The following is a 17902-nucleotide window of genomic DNA, read 5'->3' as shown; positions in this document are numbered from 1 at the left end:
TCACTGATCCACCTTCCCGGTGTTCACCTTGGTTTTCCTGCGAAACAGTATGCGCGGCGCCGGTGCCTTCGCATAAGGAAAATTCAATCTATTTACGGACGCTAAGGGCCGCACCTCGCGCCCGTCCAGGAATTTAGGCGTGAGTCGGCTCACAGGCGGGATGGTGGATCTTCTGCGGGATATTTCTCCTGGAATTCTGGATCTTTCAAGGACTCCTGGAATTCTCCGGTGTTCCCTGGTCCGTCACAGCCGTCGTTCGTCATCCGGCGACCGTGTACGAGTGTGCGCCCGCCCCGGCGAGCCCGCCGCCGTCGACGATCAGGTACTCCGGGCGGACCGGGCGGCCGTCGAGCCAGTTCTCCAGGATCTCCCGGGTGCCCGCGGAGTAGCGGGCCTGCGCCGACAGCGTCGTACCGGACACATGCGGGGTCATCGCCTCGTACGGCATGGTGCGCCAGGGGTGGTCGGGCGGTGGCGGCTGCGGATACCAGACGTCACCGGCGTAACCGGCCAGCTGCCCGCTGTTCAGAGCCCGCACCACGGCGTCCCGGCTGACGATGAGCGCGCGTGCGGTGTTCACGATGTACGAGCCGCGCTTCATGGCGCCGATCAGGTCGTCGTCGAAGAGGTTCTGCGTCTGCGGATGCAGCGGGGTGTGGATCGACAGCACATCGATCGCGGAGGCCAGCGCGCGGGCGTCGGGGTGATAGGTCAGCCCCAGCTCCTGCTCGACCTCCTCGGGCAGCCGGTGCACATCGCAGTAGTGCAGGGTGACGTCGAACGGCTTGAGGCGGCGCAGCACCGCCTGGCCGATCCGGCCGGAGCCGAGCACGCCCACGTCCATGCCTTCGAGGTCGTAGGCGCGCGAGGCGCTGTCCGCGATGTTCCAGCCGTTCTTCGCGGTCACCCATTCATGGGAGGGCAGGTAGTTGCGCACCAGGGTCAGGATCTGCATGACGGCGTGCTCGGACACGCTGATGCTGTTGCTGTAGGTCACCTCGGCCACCGTCATGCCGTGCTCGATGGCGCTCGGCAGGTCGACGTGGTCCGACCCGATCCCGGCGGTGATCGCGAGTCTGAGGCGCGGGGCCGCGGCGATGCGCTCGGGGGTCAGGTAGGCGGGCCAGAAGGGCTGTGAGATCACCACGTCGGAGTCGGGCAGCTCACGGTCGAGTGTGGAGTCCGCTCCCTCCTTGTCGGACGTGACGACGAAGGTGTGGCCCCGTTCCTCCAGGAAGCGGCGCAGGCCCAGTTCTCCCGAGACGCAGCCGAGCAGCTGTCCCGGGGTGAAATCGATGGCTTGTGGGGTCGGCGCGGTCTGACCGCCCGGATAGCCGGTGATGGTGGGAATCGCATCGCGGGCGTAATCGGGGGGATATCCGCCCACGGGGTCCGGATAGAGAACCGCAAGGATCTTTGCCATGGCCGTCCTCCGTCGGTGGCGGGCCATTGCTGCGGCAAACCAGCCGGTCGTCTCGAACCGGTCGGCGCCGATGATCAAATTTTAGTCGCGTGGGCATTGCCGCGGCAATGCCCGGCGATAATGGAGGAGCTGTGCCCGTGCATGAGGGATACGGCGATTCCGATGAGACCTGCGGCAGGTACCCGGGGGATCGAGCCGGGTGGGCCCGGACGGCGCGAGCCGTTCCGCGCCTGTCTGCATCGGGGTGTCCTGGCGGTGGTCGCGCTGGGCGGTCTGCTGGGCGGGACGGCCCGCTATGTGCTGGGCCTGGCCTTTCCCACGCCTGCGGGGACCTTCCCGCTGACGACGTTCGCCGTCAATGTGTCCGGGGCGTTCCTGCTGGCGCTGCTGCTCGTGTACGTGCTCCAGATCTGGCCGCCGACCCGGTACGTGCGGGCGTTCGCCGGTGTCGGGTTCCTCGGCGCGTTCACCACCTTCTCGACCTGGATGGTCGACACCGACCGCCTGCTGGCCCACGGCCACCGCACCGCCGCGGCGGTCAACGTCTTCGGCAGCCTCGCCGCGGGCCTGGCCGCCACCGTGCTGGGCCTGGCGGCCGGGCGGCTGGCGCTGGCCCGGCGGGCGCGGAGCGCCGCACGGCACGGCCGCGCCCGCCGATACGGCTGGTGGGTCCGGTGATCACCCTGCTCGCCGTCGCCGCGGCGGCCGCGGTCGGGGCGGTCGCGCGTTACGTGCTCGACCAGTACGTGCGCTACCGAAGGCCGGGCGTGTTCCCGCGCGGGATCTGGCTGATCAACATCACCGGCTCGTTCGTACTGGGGCTCGTGGTGGGCCTGGGCGCACGACATGGCCTGCCGGCGCACGTGGTGACCGTCGTCGGCGCCGGTTTCTGCGGTGCCTACACGACGTTCTCCACGTTCAGTTACGACCTGGTCCACCTGTGCGAGAAAGGCCAGGTGAGGACGTCCCTGCTGTACGCCGGAGTGAGCCTCGCGGCGGGGCTGGCGGCAGCGGCAGCGGGGCTCGCCGTCGGGGGACTCTGACCGAGGACGGGCCCGGCCGTCCGGGCTTGACACGTGGATCTGCCGGACGTCTCCTGGAAGGGACGAAGTGAACTGTGGCGCACGCCTGTCGGGGCGCCGCACACACTCGGGTTGACCGGCGTCACCGGAGTCCGGAGGCTGCTGATGGCAACCTATGAATACCTGTGCAACCGCTGTGGGCCGTTCGATGTGAAGCTGACGATCGGGACGGCGCCCACGACGCATGACTGCCCTGTCTGCGCAGCCGCCGCGCGACGCGTGTACTCCTCGCCCGGACTTGCGCGGACCTCGCCCGCGGTCGCCGCCCTCCATCGCCAGGAGGAGCAGGCCCGTGAGGCCCCGGCAGTGGTCTCCGAAGTGCCGCCGGGCAAGAGGGTGCCCAGGCGCCCGCATCCCGCGCTCTCGCGGTTGCCGCGACCCTGAGGGCGGTGGTCGACCAGGCAGAACGTCACAGGCGGGATTCAACGATTCCGTCCCCCACGCGGACTGAGGAGGTGCGTCCCCGTGGGCAACGTGGGACTGCTCTTTGTCGGTGCGGTGCTCTTCATCAACGGAATGCTGTTGCTGGGAAAGGTCGATGGCCGGGCAGCAGCGGTGTTCAACCTCTTCGTAGGCGCACTGCAAGTACTGACGCCGACCTACCTCATCATCGCCGCCGCTGGTGACCCCATCAAGATCCTTGCGGTGTCCGGCATTTATCTGTTCGGCTTCACCTACCTCTACGTAGGTATCGGACTGCTCACCGATCTCGACAGCACCGGCGTCGGCTACTACTCGTTGTTCGTGTCAATCGCGGCCCTGGGATACTCGTTCGTCAACTTCCATGTCCTGAAGGACTATCCCTTCGGCGTCATCTGGCTCTACTGGGCATTCCTGTGGTTCCTGTTCTTCCTGTTGCTCGGGCTCAAGTGGGACAGCCTTACCACCTATACGGGCTATGTCACGGCCATCGAGGGCTGGGTCACCGGCGCGATTCCCGCGGCGCTGCTGCTCTCCGGTTACTGGAAACACCCCACCGAAACCGCCATCGCACTCGCGGTCTTCGGCGTGGTGGTGTTCGCCGCACTGTGGCCGCTCACCCGGAATTCGCGGAAACCGGCCCCGGCGGCCCCGGAGGCCGGAAGCGTCGGCGCAGCAACGTGACCGGATCGGAAATGAGGAACTGTCATGCCCGAAATTCTCTTCAAAGTGGACCAGAGCAAGTCGATGCGTGACCAGGACGTCCCCGGGCACAACAGGTGGCACCCGGACGTCCCCACCGTCGCCATGGTAAAGCCGGGAGCGGAATTCCGCGTGGAGTGCCGCGACTGGACCGACTGCCAGGTGGGCAACAACGACACCGCCAACGACGTACGCGACATCGACCTGACCATCCCTCACATGCTCAGCGGCCCCATAGGCGTGGAGGGCGCCGAACCCGGCGACCTGCTCGTCGTCGACATACTCGACCTCGGCCCCGTGCCACAGCAGTCCGGGGGCGCGGCGGGCCAGGGCTGGGGCTACACCGGCATCTTCGCCAAGGCGAACGGCGGTGGCTTCCTGACCGACTACTTCCCGGACGCCTACAAGGCGATATGGGACTTCCACGGGCAGCAGGCGGTCTCCCGCCACCTCCCCGGAATCCGCTTCACCGGGATCACCCACCCCGGTCTGTTCGGAACGGCGCCGTCCACCGAGATGCTCGCCCGCTGGAACACCCGCGAGAAGGCACTGATCGACACCGACCCGAACCGGGTCCCGCCGCTCGCCGTACCGCCGGACAGCAACAACGCCCTCGCCGGCACGGCCACCGGAGACCTCGCCACGCGGATCGCCGCGGAAGGCGCGCGCACGGTGCCGGCCCGCGAGAACGGAGGCAACCACGACATCAAGAACTTCACCCGCGGTTCACGGGTCTACTACCCCGTGTACGTCAAGGACGCCAAGCTCTCGGGCGGCGATCTCCACTTCAGCCAGGGCGACGGAGAGATCACCTTCTGCGGCGCCATCGAGATGGGCGGCTTCATCGACTTCCACGTCGATCTGATCAAGGGCGGCATGGAGACGTACGGCATCACCACCAACCCCGTCTTCATACCGGGCAACGTCGAGCCCCGGTACACGGAGTTCCTCACCTTCATCGGTGTCTCCGTCGACCACGACACGGACACCAACTACTACCTGGACGCGACGCTGGCCTACCGCCGGGCCTGCCTCAACGCCGTCGAGTACTTCAAGAAGTTCGGCTACAGCGGAGAGCAGGCCTACCTGCTGCTCGGCTCCTCCCCCATAGAGGGACGCATCAGCGGCATCGTCGACATCCCCAACGCCTGCTGCTCGCTGTACGTGCCCACCGCCATGTTCGACTTCGACGTCCGCCCGACCGCCGCCGGCCCGATGAAGGCCGACCGCGGCCAGTGCGCGATGGCCGCAGCCTGACCGACCTCACATCGGAAGGACCTGCCCTGTCGGCCCCGCGGCCTCGCGCCCGGGGCCGAAGTCCTGGCCGGGTGCGCCGGCCGGGCGTACGGGCCGGGCGTACCGGCCGGGATGGGCTGCGACAGGTGTGCGACCCCGCTGTCAGTGGGGATTCCTACACTGATCGGGATGCCCTTCGCACAGGCGGTGCGGGGGCGCGCGCCCGGGGGGAGGGAGCAGCAGATGGTGCTGCGGCAGGACTTACCACCACGGCGTTCCGGTGCGGCCGACCGCTCGCCGGCGCCGGATCCCGGCCCGCCGTCCGCCGCCGCCCCGCGGGCCCTGGCGCCGTCCCGGCTGCTGCCGTGGCTGGGGCGGCTGGGTGCGCCGGCCGCCGCATTCGCCGTGTTCCAGGCGCTGTTGGGGATCCTGCCGCAGAATCTCGCGGGTGAGGCGGCGCGCTACTGCGTGGCGGCGACCGCCGGGGCCGGTGTCGGCGCCGTGGTGTGGCTGGCGGCGGCCCTGCTGCGGGCCCGCGCCGCGGCCGCCTCCGCCGCACCGCCGCCCGCCCCCGTGCCGGCGCCCGCCGGGTCGCTGCCCGAGCTGGCGGACGGCACGTACCAGGCGCTGCGGCGCGGCCTCACGGTGATCGAGGTGCCCGGCCGCGGACCGCTCACCGGCTGGCCGCACTCCCTCGCGGAGAGCGAACCACCGGTGCATCCCACGGCGTTCGGCACGGCGTACGGGCTCCATCTGCTGCTCGACATCGCGCCGTGCGACGGCCGAATACGGGCCGGTGAGGTGGCCGAGACGCTGTGGCGGCTGCGGCTGCCCGGTGGCGGGTGGGCCGCGCGTTCCCAGGGCAGCGGGGCGCGCCCCGAGGTGTCCGCGATCGTGCTGGGTGCGCTGGCGCGGGCCGGTGCCGATCCACGGCTGCTGGAGGCCGAAATACGCTCCTGCGAGGTGCTGTGGGACCCGGACCACGATGCGTCGGGGCTGGCGAACACCTACGTGGTCACCAATGTGCTGCGCGGGCTGCTGCGGGCGGCGCCCGGGGCCAGCGCGCTGGACGGACTGCGGGAGGTGCTGGTCAATGGCGCCACGGCCGATCCGGCGCGCGGCCATCACCGCTGCTGGGGCGCGGCGCTGGCCACCGGCCACGGCAATCCGGCGCCGTCCGCGGTGCACACCGCGCGGGCGGTGGTGGCGCTGGACCGGGCCGCCCGGGTCCTCGGCGAGGACGAGCGGCAGCGGGCCGTGCGCGAGGAGGGGTTGCGCTGGCTGCTGGCCGGCCCGGCGGCGTCAGGGGGCGGCGCGTCCGATCTGCTGAACTGCCAGGAGGAGGTACGGCGACCGGTCCAGGAGGATCCGCTGCATCAGGAGCTGCTGTCCGTACGGCACTTCGCGGCCGCGTGGGTGGCCCGTGCGCTGATGACGGACGGCGCCCGGCAGGTGGCGGCCGAGGAGGTGGGGCTGCCGGTGTGGGAGGCACAGCTGACCGCTGCCGTGGCGCGGGTGCACGGTATGCAGCGGGGCGGGGTGTGGCGGTGGGACGACGGGCCCATGGGCCACCCGGTGTGGATGGCGTATCAGGGCCTGTCGGTGCTGCGGCGCTACGCCTTGATGGTCTACCGGCCGTGAGGCGGGCCCGGCGCGGGCCAAGGGATCGGTGCGGTCCAGGGGGTCGGTGAAGGGGAGACGGAGATGCAGATCGAGGAGGCCCGGCGGCTGCTGGTGGAAGGGCTGGGCGCGGGGCCGGAGCCGCCGTCGGCCGAGTCGGCGCGGCAGGTGACCGCCCAGCTGGCGCACCCCGGCACGCTCGGTCCGCTGGCGCGCCGATTATCCGTCGGCGATCTGGAGCTCGCGGAGTGCGTCCGGCTGTCGTACCGCCATGTGCTGGGCTTCGACAAGCTGTTGCTGCTGCCCGGAGCACCCCTCTTCATGCTCCGGGTCCATTTCTGGCACGGCGCGGCCGGCGCCGTCTCCGAGGACATCCACAATCACCGCTGTGCGATCGCCTCGGCGGTGGTCCGCGGCCGGGTGCGGATGGAGTGCTACGAGCCGGCCGCGAACGGTGTGCCCGCGGTCGCCTACCGGGAGACCATCGACGGCCCCGGCGGGGCCTGGCGCCTGCGGCGGGTCGGCGACGCACGGCTGCGGCTGCTGTACACCGAGCAGTACGGCGCCGGGCGGAGCTATGGCCTGGCCGCCCGTACGCTGCACCGGGTGGTGAGCGAGGAGCCGACGGTGACGCTGTTCCTGGAGACCGCACCCCAGCGGTCGGTGACCGATGTCTATGTCAGGAGCCGCGGCCGCGGCGGGGGCAGCGGCTCCGTCATGACCTGCGGCGATGCCCCGCGCCGGAGCGGCGGCACGGGCCGGTCCGGCAGCACCGGCCGGACCGGCGAGGTCAGGGCCGGCGACGAGATCAGCCCCGGCGGCGCCGAACGCGCGGATCCGCCGCCCAAGACTCCACTGCCGCCGGCCGTCTACCTTGCTGAACTCGACGCTCTGGCAGCATCTTTGGGCTATTGAAAGGGGGCGGGCCAGGGTGCCCGAAGCGGGCCGTCATGGTGCGGAGCCCGGCGGCGTCCAGCCGGCCGCCGAGCGCCTGCCGGATCACCGTGAGGTTGTAGGCGTCCACCCCGGCCCCGGCCAGCTCGGCGGGCCGGACCCAGCGGTGGGCCTGGTCCGGGCTGGGCAGGACGACGTCCAGCGTCAGCGGGCGGACGACGAAGTTCTCCTGATGGTTGTGGACGCGGCGGCCCTGGTAGTCGCTCAGGAAGCTGGTCGAGCCGGTGTGCGCGACGATGGTGCCGAGCAGCCCGGTCTCTTCCTTCAACTCCCGTAGGGCACCGCTCTCGGCGGACTCCCCACGATCGAGCTTCCCGCACGGCACCCCCCAGGCGCCGGGCAGAAATCGCTCGCGGTAACTACGGCGCACGATCAGCACACGGGCGTGGTGCACCACCACCGCCGCGGCCAGATAAGTGTCGGCTGCAATCTGGTTCATCGGACTTCTCGCAATCCGAAGAGACGGGCCTCAGGCCCGTGGCGGACGTCCACCGTACCGGCGATGAATCACCGACGGACCGGTTCCGGAGCACCTGACATCCGGGCTCCCGGCGGAGCGGCAGAGTGGCAGAGCGGCGGACCAGCCGAGCGGCGGCACCAGCCCCTACCCCCGCAACTCCTCCAGACGTTCGAGGTCCTCGCGTGCCAACTCCCGCTCCTGTGCGGTGAGGTGGACCGCGGCGGCCTCGGCGAGGAGGGACGTCGCGGTCGCGTCGCCACCGAGGCGCCCGGCGACCTCCGCACGGAGCACGAGGAGGCGGAGCAGCTGCACGGGCGTGGGCCGCTCGTCCGCCATCCGCAGCACCCGGTCGATGATCTTCGCGGCCCCCGCCGGGTCGTCCCTCGAGTCCGCGAAGAGGGACGCCTGATGCAGAGCCCGGGAAAAGGTCTCCTCGGGCGCGGGCCGGTGCCGGTGGTCCTGGCTGGTCTGCTGCCCGATGCGCAGGCAGTTGCCGCCCGGATCGCTCACGAGGAACTGCCGTACGCCGTGCGAGGTGTCCTTCAGCGGCCCCATGCGCGGCAGCCCGCGGGCCGGGACTCTTCCGTACGCCGCCTTGAGCCCGGTCCGGAAGTCCTCGTACAGCCCATCGACGTCATCGGTACGGATGTAGCAGGTGCTGTAGGACTCCGCGGGGTCGTACCGCTTCATCCCGAAGAAGTGCAGCTGGATGCCGCCGCGCGCCACGACCGCGTACGGATTGGGGCTCTTCTGCTGGAAGGTCACCTCGAACCCGAGGACGGTGTAGAAGTCGAGAACGGGCTGAAGGGTCCGGCACGGCAGCATCGGAATGGTCTTCTCGGTCACGACCCGGAGTCTAGTCAAAGTTGAATAGCAGGGGGCGACTTTTGCTGGTGGTGGCGACACCAGGTTCAGCACACACTGCCGGTCATCGCGCCCTGCCCGCAGGCTGGTTGCCATGACGCGACGTACCACCTTGATCACAGGCGCCACCCAGGGCATGGGCCGCGGCCTGGCCCTCGATCTCGCCGCCCACGGGGGCACCCTCCTGCTGCACGGCCGCGACCCCGCCCGACTCGGGAAGGTGGCGGCCGAGGTGCGCGCCGCCGCCCCTGACGCCACCGTCCGTACCTACCTCGCGGATCTGGCCGACCTCGACCAGGTGTATGCGATGGCCGACCGGATCCGGGCGGCGGAACCCCGGCTCGACGGCGTGATCAACAACGCCGTCGCGGGCGGCGGCACCGAGCCGCTCCGGCGCGAGGTGAGCCGGCAGGGCCATGAGCTGCGGTTCGCCGTGAACCACCTCGCCCCGTACGCCCTCACCCGTGCACTGCTGCCGCTGCTGACCGCCTCGGCGCCGGCCCGCGTGGTCAACGTGGCCTCGATCGGGCAGGAGGCCATCGACTTCGACAACCTCATGCTGGAGCGGGACTACGAGGGGCTGCGCGCCTACTGCCGGAGCAAGCTCGCGCTGATCATGGCGACCTTCCACCTGGCCGCCGAGCTGGCGGGCACCGGCGTCACGGTCAACACGCTGCATCCGGCCCACCTGATGGACACCGACGGAGTGCGCGCGTACGGGCTGACTCCGGTCACCGGCATCGAGGAGGGGGTGCGCCCGACCGTCCGGCTGCTGCTCGATCCGGAACTGGCCACCACCACGGGCCGCTACTTCGACCAGTTCACCGACACCCGGGCACACGCGCAGTCCTACGACATCGACGCCAGGGAGCGCCTGATGCGGCTGACACACACCCTCATTGACCGGCCGGCTGCCGGATAGCCGTCGAGGTGCCGGGAATCGCCACGGCTCACCGGCCCAATTCGGCGGCCTTGAGCGCGCGGCGGGCGAAGACGTCCGCGCGGCGGTCCTCCATCTGCCGCAAGGCGTCCTTGCGGTCCCGCTTGGAGAGCCGGTCAAGGTAGGTCTGGCCGTTGAGGTGGTCCGTTTCGTGCTGGAGGCACCGGGCGAAGTAGCCCGTCCCCTCGATGACGAGAGGGCTGCCGTCCTCGTCGAAGCCGCGGACGACAGCGCGGTCGGTGCGGGGAACCGCCATGGTGGCACCGGGCACGGACAGACAGCCCTCGAAGTCGTCAAGGAGCCGGCGACTGCCTGGATCGGGCAGCTCCAGCACTGGGTTGACGAGGTGGCCGACATGACGGATCCCGTCGTCGTCCGGGCAGTCATACACGAACAGCCGCAGATCGACGCCGACTTGGTTGGCCGCCAGGCCCGCGCCGTCGGCCACATACATGGTCCGGAACATGTCGTCGATCAACGCCGACAGCTCCGGAGTTCCGAACGCGGTCACCTCCCGGCACCGGCGGCTCAGCACCTCCTCGGCACCGTCACGGCGACCGAAGCCGCCGCCCGGCTGGGCTACAGCTCCGGTCTCTGCTCTTTTCACCTGCGGCAGCTCGCACGGCACGGATATCTCGAAGAGGCCCCGCACCGTGGGGGCCGCGCACGCCCCTGGCGTCTGCGACAGCGCACCCCCGCTGCCGACAGTCCCATGGCGGAGCAGTTCGGCGACTTGGCCCGGGGGCTGGAGGACGAGAGCTGGCAGCGATGGCTGACCCAGCGGGAGGAGGCGCCGTCCGCATGGCGCCATGACGAAGCCTTCAGCGGCGTCGCCTACCTGACACCCGAGGAGATGAGCCGGGTCGCGGATGTGATCCGGCGGGCGCTCGCGCCCTACCAGGACCGCGAACAGCGCCCGCTGGCCCGGCCCGACGGCGCTCTGCCGGTGGCCCTCATTACGCGGCTCTTCCCGCTGCTCCCCCACACGGGAGACGGCGCGGACCGGGACTGAGGAGGGCCGGCCGTCCCGGTGCCCCGCAGCGGGACGCCGCCACCGGCACGAGCCGGGGCGGCGGGCAGCCGAGGAAGGAGTGCGGCGGCCACCCCGACCAATGAACTGGCCGCCGCGCCTCCGACCTTACCCGTGGGTCACTTACGGGGTCATCACCTGATCGACGACCGGGGTGAGGTATGCGTCACGCCGTACCAGCGCCGCATAGCGCCCGTCGGCGGCGAGCAGCTCGTCATGGGTGCCGCGCTCGGCGATCCGGCCGGCGTCCAGCACCACGATCTGGTCGGCGTCGCGGACCGTGGACAGGCGGTGCGCGATGGTGAGGGTGGTGCGGCCCGCGGACAGCTCGTCGATGGCCTGCTGCACGGCGTGTTCGGTGCGGGTGTCCAGGGCGCTGGTCGCCTCGTCCAGGACGAGGACCGGCGGGTCGCGCAGGATGGTGCGGGCGATCGCGAGGCGCTGTTTCTCGCCGCCGGAGAAGCGGTAGCCGCGCTCGCCGACGAGGGTGTCATAGCCGTCGGGGAGGGCGGCGATGTGGTCGTGGATCTGGGCGGCCCGGGCGGCGCGTTCGATCTCCTCGTCGGTGGCGTCCGGCTTGGCGAAGCGGAGGTTGTCGGCGACCGAGGCGTGGAAGAGGTAGGTCTCCTGGGAGACCACGCCGACCGAGCGCGCGAGGGTGTCGAAGTCGAGGTCGCGGACGTCCGCGCCGTCGAGGGTGACCCGGCCCCCGGTCACGTCGTAGAGCCGTGGCACGAGATAGCTCAGGGTGCTCTTGCCGCTGCCGGTCGGGCCGACGATGGCGAGGCTGCCTCCGGCGGGGACGGTCAGTTCGATGCCGTCGAGGGTGGCGGCGGCCTCGGGGTCGTAGCGGAACGTCACGTTCTCGAAGCGGACTTCGCCCCGAGGGGCCGCGATACGGACCGGCTCGGCGGGCTCGGTGATGGCGACCGGCAGATCGAGGTACTCGAAGATGCGCTGGAAGAGCGCGAGTGAGGTCTGTATTTGTACGCCGGTGGACAGCAGCGAGACGGTGGGACGCAGCAGGCCCTGCTGGAGCGAGACGAAGGCGACCAGGGTGCCGAGGGAGAAGACCGGGCCGCCGAACTGGAGGACCAGACCGGCCGCCCAGTAGATCAGCGCGGGCATGGCGGCCATGACGATCCCGATGGTGGCCATCCGCCAGCGGCCGGCCATGTTGGCGCGGACCTCCAGGTCGACCAGTCGCTCGGATTCACCGGCGAAGGTCCGGGTGAGGGAGTCGGCGCGGCCCATCGTGCGGCCGAGCAGGATGCCGCTGACCGAAAGGGACTCGGTGACCATCGCCGACATGGCGGCCATCTGCTTCTGCCGCTGGGTGGTGATCTTCTTGCGTTCGTTGCCGACCCGGCGGCTGATGCAGACGAAGAGCGGAAGCAGCAGCAGCGAGACCACGGTCAGCCGCCAGTCGAGGGCGAGCATGGCGCAGACGGTGGCGAGGACGGAGGTCAGGTTGGAGACCAGGGAGGTGGCGGTGGAGGTGACCGTCGCCTGCATCCCGCCGATGTCGTTGGCGATCCGGGACTGGACCTCGCCGGTCCGGGTGCGGGTGAAGAACGCCAGCGGCATCCGCTGGAGCTTGGCGTAGACCGCGGTGCGCAGATCGTGCATCACCCGCTGGCCGACGGTGGTGGACAGCAGGGTCTGGAGCACACCGAACACGCTGGTGGTGACGGCGGTGACGATCATGCCGAGGGCGAGCAGGGTGAGCAGTCCGGTGCGCCGGCCGGGGATCGCCACGTCCAGGATCTCGCGGAGGAGGAAGGGGGAGGCGACCGAGACCAGCGAGGAGGCGCCGACGAGCAGGCCGACGAGGGCGAGCCGGGCGCGGTAGGGGCGGAAGAGCGCGAGGATCCGCCGCAGCTGGACCGGCTTCTCCGGGTCCTTGGGCGGTGGGGTCCACTGGGGTTCGTCGCTGCGCATGGGCTCCTTCGAGGGGGTGCGGAAGACAGGTTGGGTGCGCACGGGCGCACAAGCATCGTGGAGCTTAGCTCATTGTTACCTAAGCTCACAATGAATTAGGTCCTGCTGTCCGCTATCCTCGCCGTATGCCCTCCCCCGAGCCGACGGTCAGCACCACCAACCTCGCCGAGCAGCTGGTACGGCTGACCCGCCGGATGCACCGCGCCCAGAAGCACCATCTGGAGCACCTGGACCTCGCCTTCACCCCCGCGCAGTCCCGGCTGCTGCGGATCGTCGGCCACTACGGCGACACCCCGCCACGGATGGCCGACCTCGCCGAGCGGCTGGAGGTCGTCCCGCGCGCGGTGACCACGCTGGTGGACGCGCTGGAGGACCGTGGCGCGGTGCGCCGGGTACCCGATCCGGCCAACCGGCGGGTGATCCGGATCGAGCTGACCGACACCGGCCGTTCCACTCTGCGGGCGTTGCGCAGTGCGCGGCGGGCCGCGGCGGAGGAGATCCTGGCACCCCTCACCGCCGAGCAGCGCGAGGTGCTCGGCGGACTGCTGTCCACCCTGGTCGACGGGCCGGGTGCCCCGCATTGAGCCAGGGCCGGTCCGGTGGGCCGGTGGTGCACGCCCGTCCATCGGGCCGGCCCTGACACCCAGTCAACCGGAGGAGTGCCGCCATGCCCCTGCTGGAGCCGGACCCCCAGACCCTGCGGCCCACCGCCCCCGGCGGCCCGGCCCCTGACCGGGTGGCCGGCCCGCGGGCGGCCGGCACCCCCGAGCCGCTGCGCGGTGACCTGATCGCGCTGCTCGGCCCGGACAAGGTGCTCCACTCCCTCTCCGACCTGGTCCGCTATGCCTCCGACGCCAGCCCGTACCGCTTTGTACCGCAGGTCGTGGTGGTGGCCGAGGACCTCGACGACATCTCCGCGGTCTTCTCCTACGCGCACGGCAAGGGCCGCAAGGTCGTCTTCCGGGCCGCCGGAACCTCGCTCAACGGGCAGGCGCAGGGCGAGGACATCCTCGTCGACGTACGCCGGCACTGGACCGGCATCGAGGTGCTCGACGGCGGGGCCCGCGCCCGCATCCGGCCGGGCACCACCGTACTGCGCGCCAACACCACGCTGGCCCGGTACGGCCGGCTGCTCGGGCCCGATCCGGCCAGCGCCGTCGCCTGCACGCTGGGCGGCGTGGTCGCCAACAACGCCTCCGGGATGACCGCCGGCACCACCCGTAACTCGTACCGGACGCTGGCCTCGGTCACCCTCGTGCTGCCCTCGGGCACGATCGTCGACACCGCGGAACCGGACGCCGATACGGAGCTGGCGCACGCCGAACCGGCGCTGTGCGCGGGCCTGCTGGCACTGAAGGCGGAGATCGAGGCGGATCCGGAACTGGTGGCCAGGATCCGCGCCAAGTACGAGATCAAGAACACCAACGGCTACCGCCTGGACGCCTTCCTCGACGGCACGACACCCGTGGAGATCCTGCGCGGCCTGATCGTCGGCTCCGAGGGCACCCTCGGTTTCCTGGCCGAGACCGTCTTCGACACCCTGCCGCTGGACCGGTACACCTCCAGTGCGCTGCTGTTCTTCCCGACGCTGGGGGCCGCGGCCGCGGCCGTACCGCGGTTCAACGCGGCGGGCGCCCGGGCCGTGGAGCTGATGGACGGCAACACGCTGCGCGCCTCGGTGCGGGTGGCCGGGGTGCCCGCCGACTGGGCGGCGCTGCCCAAGGAGACCACCGCACTACTGGTGGAGTTCCGGGCGCCCGACGAGGCGGGCCAGGAGGCGTACGAACGGGCCGCGGCGCGGGTGCTGACGGAACTGGAGCTGGTCGCGCCGGTCCCGTCCGTCACCAATGCCTTCACCCGGGACGCGGCGGCGATCGGCGGCTACTGGAAGGCCCGCAAGGCGTTCGTGACGGCGGTGGGCGGCTCCCGGCCGCCCGGGACGACGCTGATCACCGAGGACTTCGCGGTGCCGCCGGCCCGGCTCGCCGAGGCCGGTACGGCCCTGCTGAAGCTCCAGTCCCGGCACGGCTTCGACGCGGCCGTGGCGGGCCACGCCGCACACGGCAATCTGCACTTCCTGCTCGCCTTCGACGCAGCGAAGCCGGCCGACGTGGCGCGCTACGAGGCGTTCATGGACGAGTTCTGCCGGCTGACCGTCGAGCGCTTCGACGGCTCCCTGAAGGCCGAGCACGCCACCGGCCGGAACATCGCGCCGTTCCTGGCGCTCGAATGGGGCCAGCGGGCAACGGAGTTGATGTGGCGGATCAAGGAGACCGTGGACCCGCACGGCATCCTGGCGCCGCGCGTCCTGCTCGACCGTGACCCGCGGGCGCATCTGCGCGGGCTGAAGACCCTCCCCCGGGTCGAGGCCCGCGCCGACCCGTGCATCGAATGCGGCTTCTGCGAACCGGCCTGCCCCAGCGGGGACCTGACCACCACACCCCGCCAGCGGATCGTGCTGCGCCGCGAGATGCTGCGCCAGCCGGTCGGCTCCCCCGTCGCCACCGCGCTGCTGGACGCCTACGGCTATGCCGCGGTGGACACCTGCGCCGGCGACTCGGTCTGCCAACTCGCCTGCCCGGTGGGGATCGACACCGGGGCGCTGATGAAGGACTTCCGGCACCTGCGGCACACGGCGCGCGAGGAGCGGATCGCCGCGCTCTCCGCCCGGCGGTTCACGGCCGTCGAGCGGGCGGCGCGGCTGGCGGTGGCCGCCGCCGACCGGATCGGCGACCGGCTGCTGCGGCCGGTGACCGGCGCCGCCCGTAAGGCCGTACGCCCCGACCTGGTGCCCGAGTGGCTGCCGCGGATGCCCGGCCCGGCGCCCCGTACGCGGCCCGTGACCCGGCGGGTGGGCGCGGCCGCGGTCTACTACCCGGCCTGTGTGAACCGGATCTTCGGGCCGCCCGCCGGGTTCCCCGGACTGTCGCTGCCCGAGGCGGTGGTGGCGGTGTCGCGGCGGGCGGGCCGGCCGGTGTGGATCCCGCCGGACGTGACCGGCACCTGCTGCGCCACGATCTGGCACTCCAAGGGGTACCGGCGCGGCACCGAGGTGATGGCCAACCGCATCGTCGAGGCGGCCTGGGGGTGGACCGCGGGCGGGCGGCTGCCCTTGGTGGTGGACGCCTCCTCGTGCACGCTGGGCCTCGCCCATGAGGTCGTGCCGTATCTGACGCCCGGTCATCGCGCGCTGCACGAGGAGCTGACCGTCATCGACTCGGTCGTCTGGGCCGCCGAGGAGCTGCTGCCCCGTCTGGAGACGGTGCGCACGGTCGGCTCGGCGGTGCTCCATCCGACCTGCGCCATGGAGCACTTGGGCGACGCGCCACAGCTGCGCCGGGTGGCCGAGGCGTGTGCGCGGGAGGTCGTGGTGCCGGACGAGGTGGGCTGCTGCGCGTTCGCCGGGGACCGCGGGATGCTGCACCGGGAGCTGACCGAGTCGGCCACCGCGAAGGAGGCGGCCGAGGTGACCGCCCGGCACTTCGATGCGCATCTGTCGGCGAACCGGATGTGCGAGGCCGGGATGGACCATGCGACGGCGGGGCGAGGCTATCACTCGGTCCTTCAGGCGCTGGAGCTGGCCACCCGGCCCTCTTGAGCGCGTTGCCGGGCGGCGGGCGGCCCGCATCCGCCGGGAGCGGCAGGTCCGCCCGGCGGATGCGGAGTGCGGGTCAGCGCGCGCGGTGCAGCGCCACCGCTCCCTTGGCGGGGACCGTGAGCTGGGCCTTGCCGTCGTCGCCCACGGTGACCGTGTGACCGTCGCACGCGGACGGCGCGGCGGCCACGACATTGCAGTAGGTGCCGGCGGGCAGCGAGGTGGCGAAGGTCTGCTTCAGCTCCCCGTCACCGTTGTTGAGGGCGACGAACCCCTTGCCGCCCCGGCCGAAGGCGATCGCGCTGCCGCCGTTGTCCCACCAGTCGGTCAGCTCCGCCGAGCCCACCGCGTTGCGGAAGCCGACCATCCCGGTGATCGCCTGCTTGGCGTGCTGACGGGTCCAGCCGTCGCCGCCGCTGGGCGGTCCGGCGTCCTTGTCGGACCACTCGTAGCCGGAGTAGACATTCGGCGACCCGTAGGGCGAAGCGAGCATGAAGACATTGGCGAGCGTGTAGGACGCGCCGTCCTTGTAGGTGAGCGTCGAACCGTTGCGCTCGGTGTCCCAGTTGTCGACGAAGGTACGGGCCCGGTCGCTGCCGAGCTTGCCGTCCGCGATGGACTTGAGCTGGGCGAGGTTGCCGCCCTGGAAGGCGCTCTTGAGATGGCTGCCGTAACGGAATTCATCGACGTCGCCGTTGCCGGTGTACTCCTCGGGCTGCACCGCCTCACCGGCGCCGTGGATGACCTCCTGCACCCAGTAACCGGGGTCGCGCATCTTGCCCTTGATGGCGGCGAGATCGGCGGCGGAGATGTGCTTGGCGGCGTCCACCCGGAAGCCGTCCACGCCCAGTGACCGCAGGTCGTCGAGGTACTTGGCGATGGTGGTACGGACCTGGTCACGGCCGGTGTCGAGGTCGGCGAGGCCCACCAGTTCGCAGGTCTGGACGTCATTGCGGTCGCCGTAGTCCGAGATGCTCTTGCGGCAGCCGTGGAAGTCCTGGTCCTGGTAGGTGCCGGGGTAGTCGTACTTGGTGTACCGGGTGCCGCCGGTGCCCGTACCTGCGCCGGCCGCCATGTGGTTGATGACGGCGTCGGCGATGACCTTGACGCCCGCGCCGTGGCAGGCGCTGACCATCGAGGCGAACGCGGCCCGGTCGCCCAGCCGTCCGGCAATCTTGTAGCTGACGGGCTGGTAGGACGTCCACCACTGGTCGCCCTGGATGTGCTCGGAGGCGGGTGAGACCTCGACATAGCCGTAGCCGGCCGGGCCGAGCTGGCCGGTGCAGGCCCTGGCGACGTCCGCGTACTTCCACTCGAACAGCGTGGCGGTGACGGTCTTTTCGCCGGGCGGGGCGGCCTGGGAGGCCCACGGCGCGAAGGTGGCGAGGCCGGCCGCGGCCAGCACACCGGCCAGCGCCCCGCCCACCAGACGGGAACGTTGCTGCATCTTGCGGCTCCTTGGTCATGGGGCGCGGCAGCGCGCACCGCGCCCACGAGAGCAGCCACGCGCCGGCCGCCATGGGGGGATGTCCGTACCGGAGCCTGCCGTTTGCCTTGTGGACACGTCAAGGCTTTCTGCAAGGCTTTTCAGTGCCTTGCGAAAGGTGCTGACGGCGGTGCGTCCGGCCTTGCCGT

Annotated in this window: 17 protein-coding genes; 11 read left to right on the top strand and 6 right to left on the bottom strand. The window is 71.1% G+C overall.

What is annotated here, in order from left to right; translation table 11 throughout:
- Positions 1-259 precede the first annotated feature (259 nt).
- Positions 260-1423, bottom strand: coding sequence for an NAD-dependent formate dehydrogenase (locus AC3EUV_RS25575; protein WP_432143780.1), 1164 nt, complete (start codon positions 1421-1423; stop codon positions 260-262).
- Between the two features lie 162 nt (positions 1424-1585).
- On the opposite strand from AC3EUV_RS25575, the gene AC3EUV_RS25570 reads away from it, so the two are divergent.
- The 7 genes from AC3EUV_RS25570 to AC3EUV_RS25540 all read left to right on the top strand — a co-directional run bounded on the left by AC3EUV_RS25570 (position 1586) and on the right by AC3EUV_RS25540 (position 7398).
- Positions 1586-2101, top strand: coding sequence for a fluoride efflux transporter FluC (locus AC3EUV_RS25570; protein WP_432143779.1), 516 nt, complete (start codon positions 1586-1588; stop codon positions 2099-2101).
- The gene (gene crcB / locus AC3EUV_RS25565) at positions 2098-2466 is read left to right on the top strand and encodes a fluoride efflux transporter CrcB (protein WP_432143778.1); all 369 of its coding nucleotides are present in this window, start codon (positions 2098-2100) and stop codon (positions 2464-2466) included. Before AC3EUV_RS25570 ends, crcB begins: the two co-directional genes overlap by 4 nt.
- Positions 2467-2610: 144 nt before the next feature.
- A complete protein-coding gene (locus AC3EUV_RS25560; RefSeq protein WP_432143777.1) occupies positions 2611-2889 on the top strand; it encodes an FmdB family zinc ribbon protein in 279 nt (92 codons plus the stop codon).
- 81 nt (positions 2890-2970) lie between these two features.
- Entirely contained in the window at positions 2971-3609 is a 639-nt protein-coding gene (locus AC3EUV_RS25555; RefSeq protein ID WP_432143776.1) for an AmiS/UreI family transporter, read from the top strand.
- 24 nt (positions 3610-3633) lie between these two features.
- The gene (gene fmdA / locus AC3EUV_RS25550; RefSeq protein WP_432143775.1) at positions 3634-4884 is read left to right on the top strand and encodes a formamidase; all 1251 of its coding nucleotides are present in this window, start codon (positions 3634-3636) and stop codon (positions 4882-4884) included.
- 168 nt (positions 4885-5052) lie between these two features.
- Positions 5053-6504: a hypothetical protein gene (locus AC3EUV_RS25545; RefSeq protein WP_435603985.1), complete on the top strand. Its 1452-nt coding sequence runs from the start codon at positions 5053-5055 to the stop codon at positions 6502-6504.
- A gap of 63 nt (positions 6505-6567) precedes the next feature.
- Complete coding sequence (locus tag AC3EUV_RS25540) at positions 6568-7398, top strand: hypothetical protein (RefSeq protein WP_432143773.1); 831 nt, start codon at positions 6568-6570, stop codon at positions 7396-7398.
- Here AC3EUV_RS25540 and AC3EUV_RS25535 read toward each other — a convergent pair.
- Both AC3EUV_RS25535 and AC3EUV_RS25530 read right to left on the bottom strand, forming a co-directional pair.
- Positions 7292-7876 (bottom strand): NUDIX hydrolase, encoded by a 585-nt coding sequence (locus AC3EUV_RS25535; RefSeq protein WP_435603984.1) that lies wholly within the window; start codon positions 7874-7876, stop codon positions 7292-7294. The two genes, AC3EUV_RS25540 and AC3EUV_RS25535, sit on opposite strands and share 107 nt — an antisense overlap.
- 165 nt (positions 7877-8041) lie before the next feature.
- Entirely contained in the window at positions 8042-8743 is a 702-nt protein-coding gene (locus AC3EUV_RS25530) for a bleomycin resistance protein (protein ID WP_435603983.1), read from the bottom strand.
- A 112-nt stretch (positions 8744-8855) separates the two neighbouring features.
- Here AC3EUV_RS25530 and AC3EUV_RS25525 point away from each other — a divergent pair, with 112 nt between their 5' ends.
- Positions 8856-9683, top strand: a complete 828-nt coding sequence (locus AC3EUV_RS25525; protein WP_432143770.1) for an SDR family NAD(P)-dependent oxidoreductase — start codon at positions 8856-8858, stop codon at positions 9681-9683.
- Between the two features lie 28 nt (positions 9684-9711).
- Here the strand turns inward: AC3EUV_RS25525 and def are convergent, their stop codons facing one another.
- The gene (gene def, locus AC3EUV_RS25520) at positions 9712-10236 is read right to left on the bottom strand and encodes a peptide deformylase (protein ID WP_435603982.1); all 525 of its coding nucleotides are present in this window, start codon (positions 10234-10236) and stop codon (positions 9712-9714) included.
- Positions 10237-10275: 39 nt separating this feature from the next.
- Here def and AC3EUV_RS25515 point away from each other — a divergent pair, with 39 nt between their 5' ends.
- Positions 10276-10713 (top strand): ArsR family transcriptional regulator, encoded by a 438-nt coding sequence (locus tag AC3EUV_RS25515; protein WP_435603994.1) that lies wholly within the window; start codon positions 10276-10278, stop codon positions 10711-10713.
- A gap of 141 nt (positions 10714-10854) precedes the next feature.
- Here the strand turns inward: AC3EUV_RS25515 and AC3EUV_RS25510 are convergent, their stop codons facing one another.
- Entirely contained in the window at positions 10855-12672 is a 1818-nt protein-coding gene (locus tag AC3EUV_RS25510; protein WP_432143767.1) for an ABC transporter ATP-binding protein, read from the bottom strand.
- 125 nt (positions 12673-12797) lie between these two features.
- On the opposite strand from AC3EUV_RS25510, the gene AC3EUV_RS25505 reads away from it, so the two are divergent.
- Together AC3EUV_RS25505 and AC3EUV_RS25500 are read left to right on the top strand one after the other, a co-directional pair.
- A complete protein-coding gene (locus tag AC3EUV_RS25505) occupies positions 12798-13256 on the top strand; it encodes a MarR family winged helix-turn-helix transcriptional regulator (protein WP_432143766.1) in 459 nt (152 codons plus the stop codon).
- A gap of 83 nt (positions 13257-13339) precedes the next feature.
- Positions 13340-16270 (top strand): FAD-binding and (Fe-S)-binding domain-containing protein, encoded by a 2931-nt coding sequence (locus AC3EUV_RS25500; protein ID WP_435603981.1) that lies wholly within the window; start codon positions 13340-13342, stop codon positions 16268-16270.
- A gap of 73 nt (positions 16271-16343) precedes the next feature.
- On the opposite strand, the gene AC3EUV_RS25495 is transcribed toward AC3EUV_RS25500, so the two are convergent.
- A complete protein-coding gene (locus AC3EUV_RS25495; RefSeq protein ID WP_432143764.1) occupies positions 16344-17714 on the bottom strand; it encodes an alpha-amylase in 1371 nt (456 codons plus the stop codon).
- Positions 17715-17902: the final 188 nt, after the last annotated feature.

Source organism: Streptomyces sp. bgisy130 (assembly GCF_057708345.1).
The sequence above is the reverse complement of the archived record's forward strand: the minus strand, read 5'-3'. Positions and strand labels throughout refer to the sequence as shown.

What these genes read in the sequence shown, in the direction of transcription:
- AC3EUV_RS25540 (WP_432143773.1), top strand. Translation starts at nt 6,568, where the DNA reads ATGCAGATCGAGGAGGCCCGGCGGCTGCTGGTGGAAGGGCTGGGCGCG.
- AC3EUV_RS25535 (WP_435603984.1), bottom strand. Translation starts at nt 7,876, where the DNA reads ATGAACCAGATTGCAGCCGACACTTATCTGGCCGCGGCGGTGGTGGTG.
- AC3EUV_RS25500 (WP_435603981.1), top strand. Translation starts at nt 13,340, where the DNA reads ATGCCCCTGCTGGAGCCGGACCCCCAGACCCTGCGGCCCACCGCCCCC.
- AC3EUV_RS25575 (WP_432143780.1), bottom strand. Translation starts at nt 1,423, where the DNA reads ATGGCAAAGATCCTTGCGGTTCTCTATCCGGACCCCGTGGGCGGATAT.
- AC3EUV_RS25510 (WP_432143767.1), bottom strand. Translation starts at nt 12,672, where the DNA reads ATGCGCAGCGACGAACCCCAGTGGACCCCACCGCCCAAGGACCCGGAG.
- AC3EUV_RS25505 (WP_432143766.1), top strand. Translation starts at nt 12,798, where the DNA reads ATGCCCTCCCCCGAGCCGACGGTCAGCACCACCAACCTCGCCGAGCAG.
- AC3EUV_RS25560 (WP_432143777.1), top strand. Translation starts at nt 2,611, where the DNA reads ATGGCAACCTATGAATACCTGTGCAACCGCTGTGGGCCGTTCGATGTG.
- AC3EUV_RS25495 (WP_432143764.1), bottom strand. Translation starts at nt 17,714, where the DNA reads ATGCAGCAACGTTCCCGTCTGGTGGGCGGGGCGCTGGCCGGTGTGCTG.
- fmdA (WP_432143775.1), top strand. Translation starts at nt 3,634, where the DNA reads ATGCCCGAAATTCTCTTCAAAGTGGACCAGAGCAAGTCGATGCGTGAC.
- AC3EUV_RS25525 (WP_432143770.1), top strand. Translation starts at nt 8,856, where the DNA reads ATGACGCGACGTACCACCTTGATCACAGGCGCCACCCAGGGCATGGGC.
- AC3EUV_RS25570 (WP_432143779.1), top strand. Translation starts at nt 1,586, where the DNA reads ATGAGACCTGCGGCAGGTACCCGGGGGATCGAGCCGGGTGGGCCCGGA.
- AC3EUV_RS25545 (WP_435603985.1), top strand. Translation starts at nt 5,053, where the DNA reads ATGCCCTTCGCACAGGCGGTGCGGGGGCGCGCGCCCGGGGGGAGGGAG.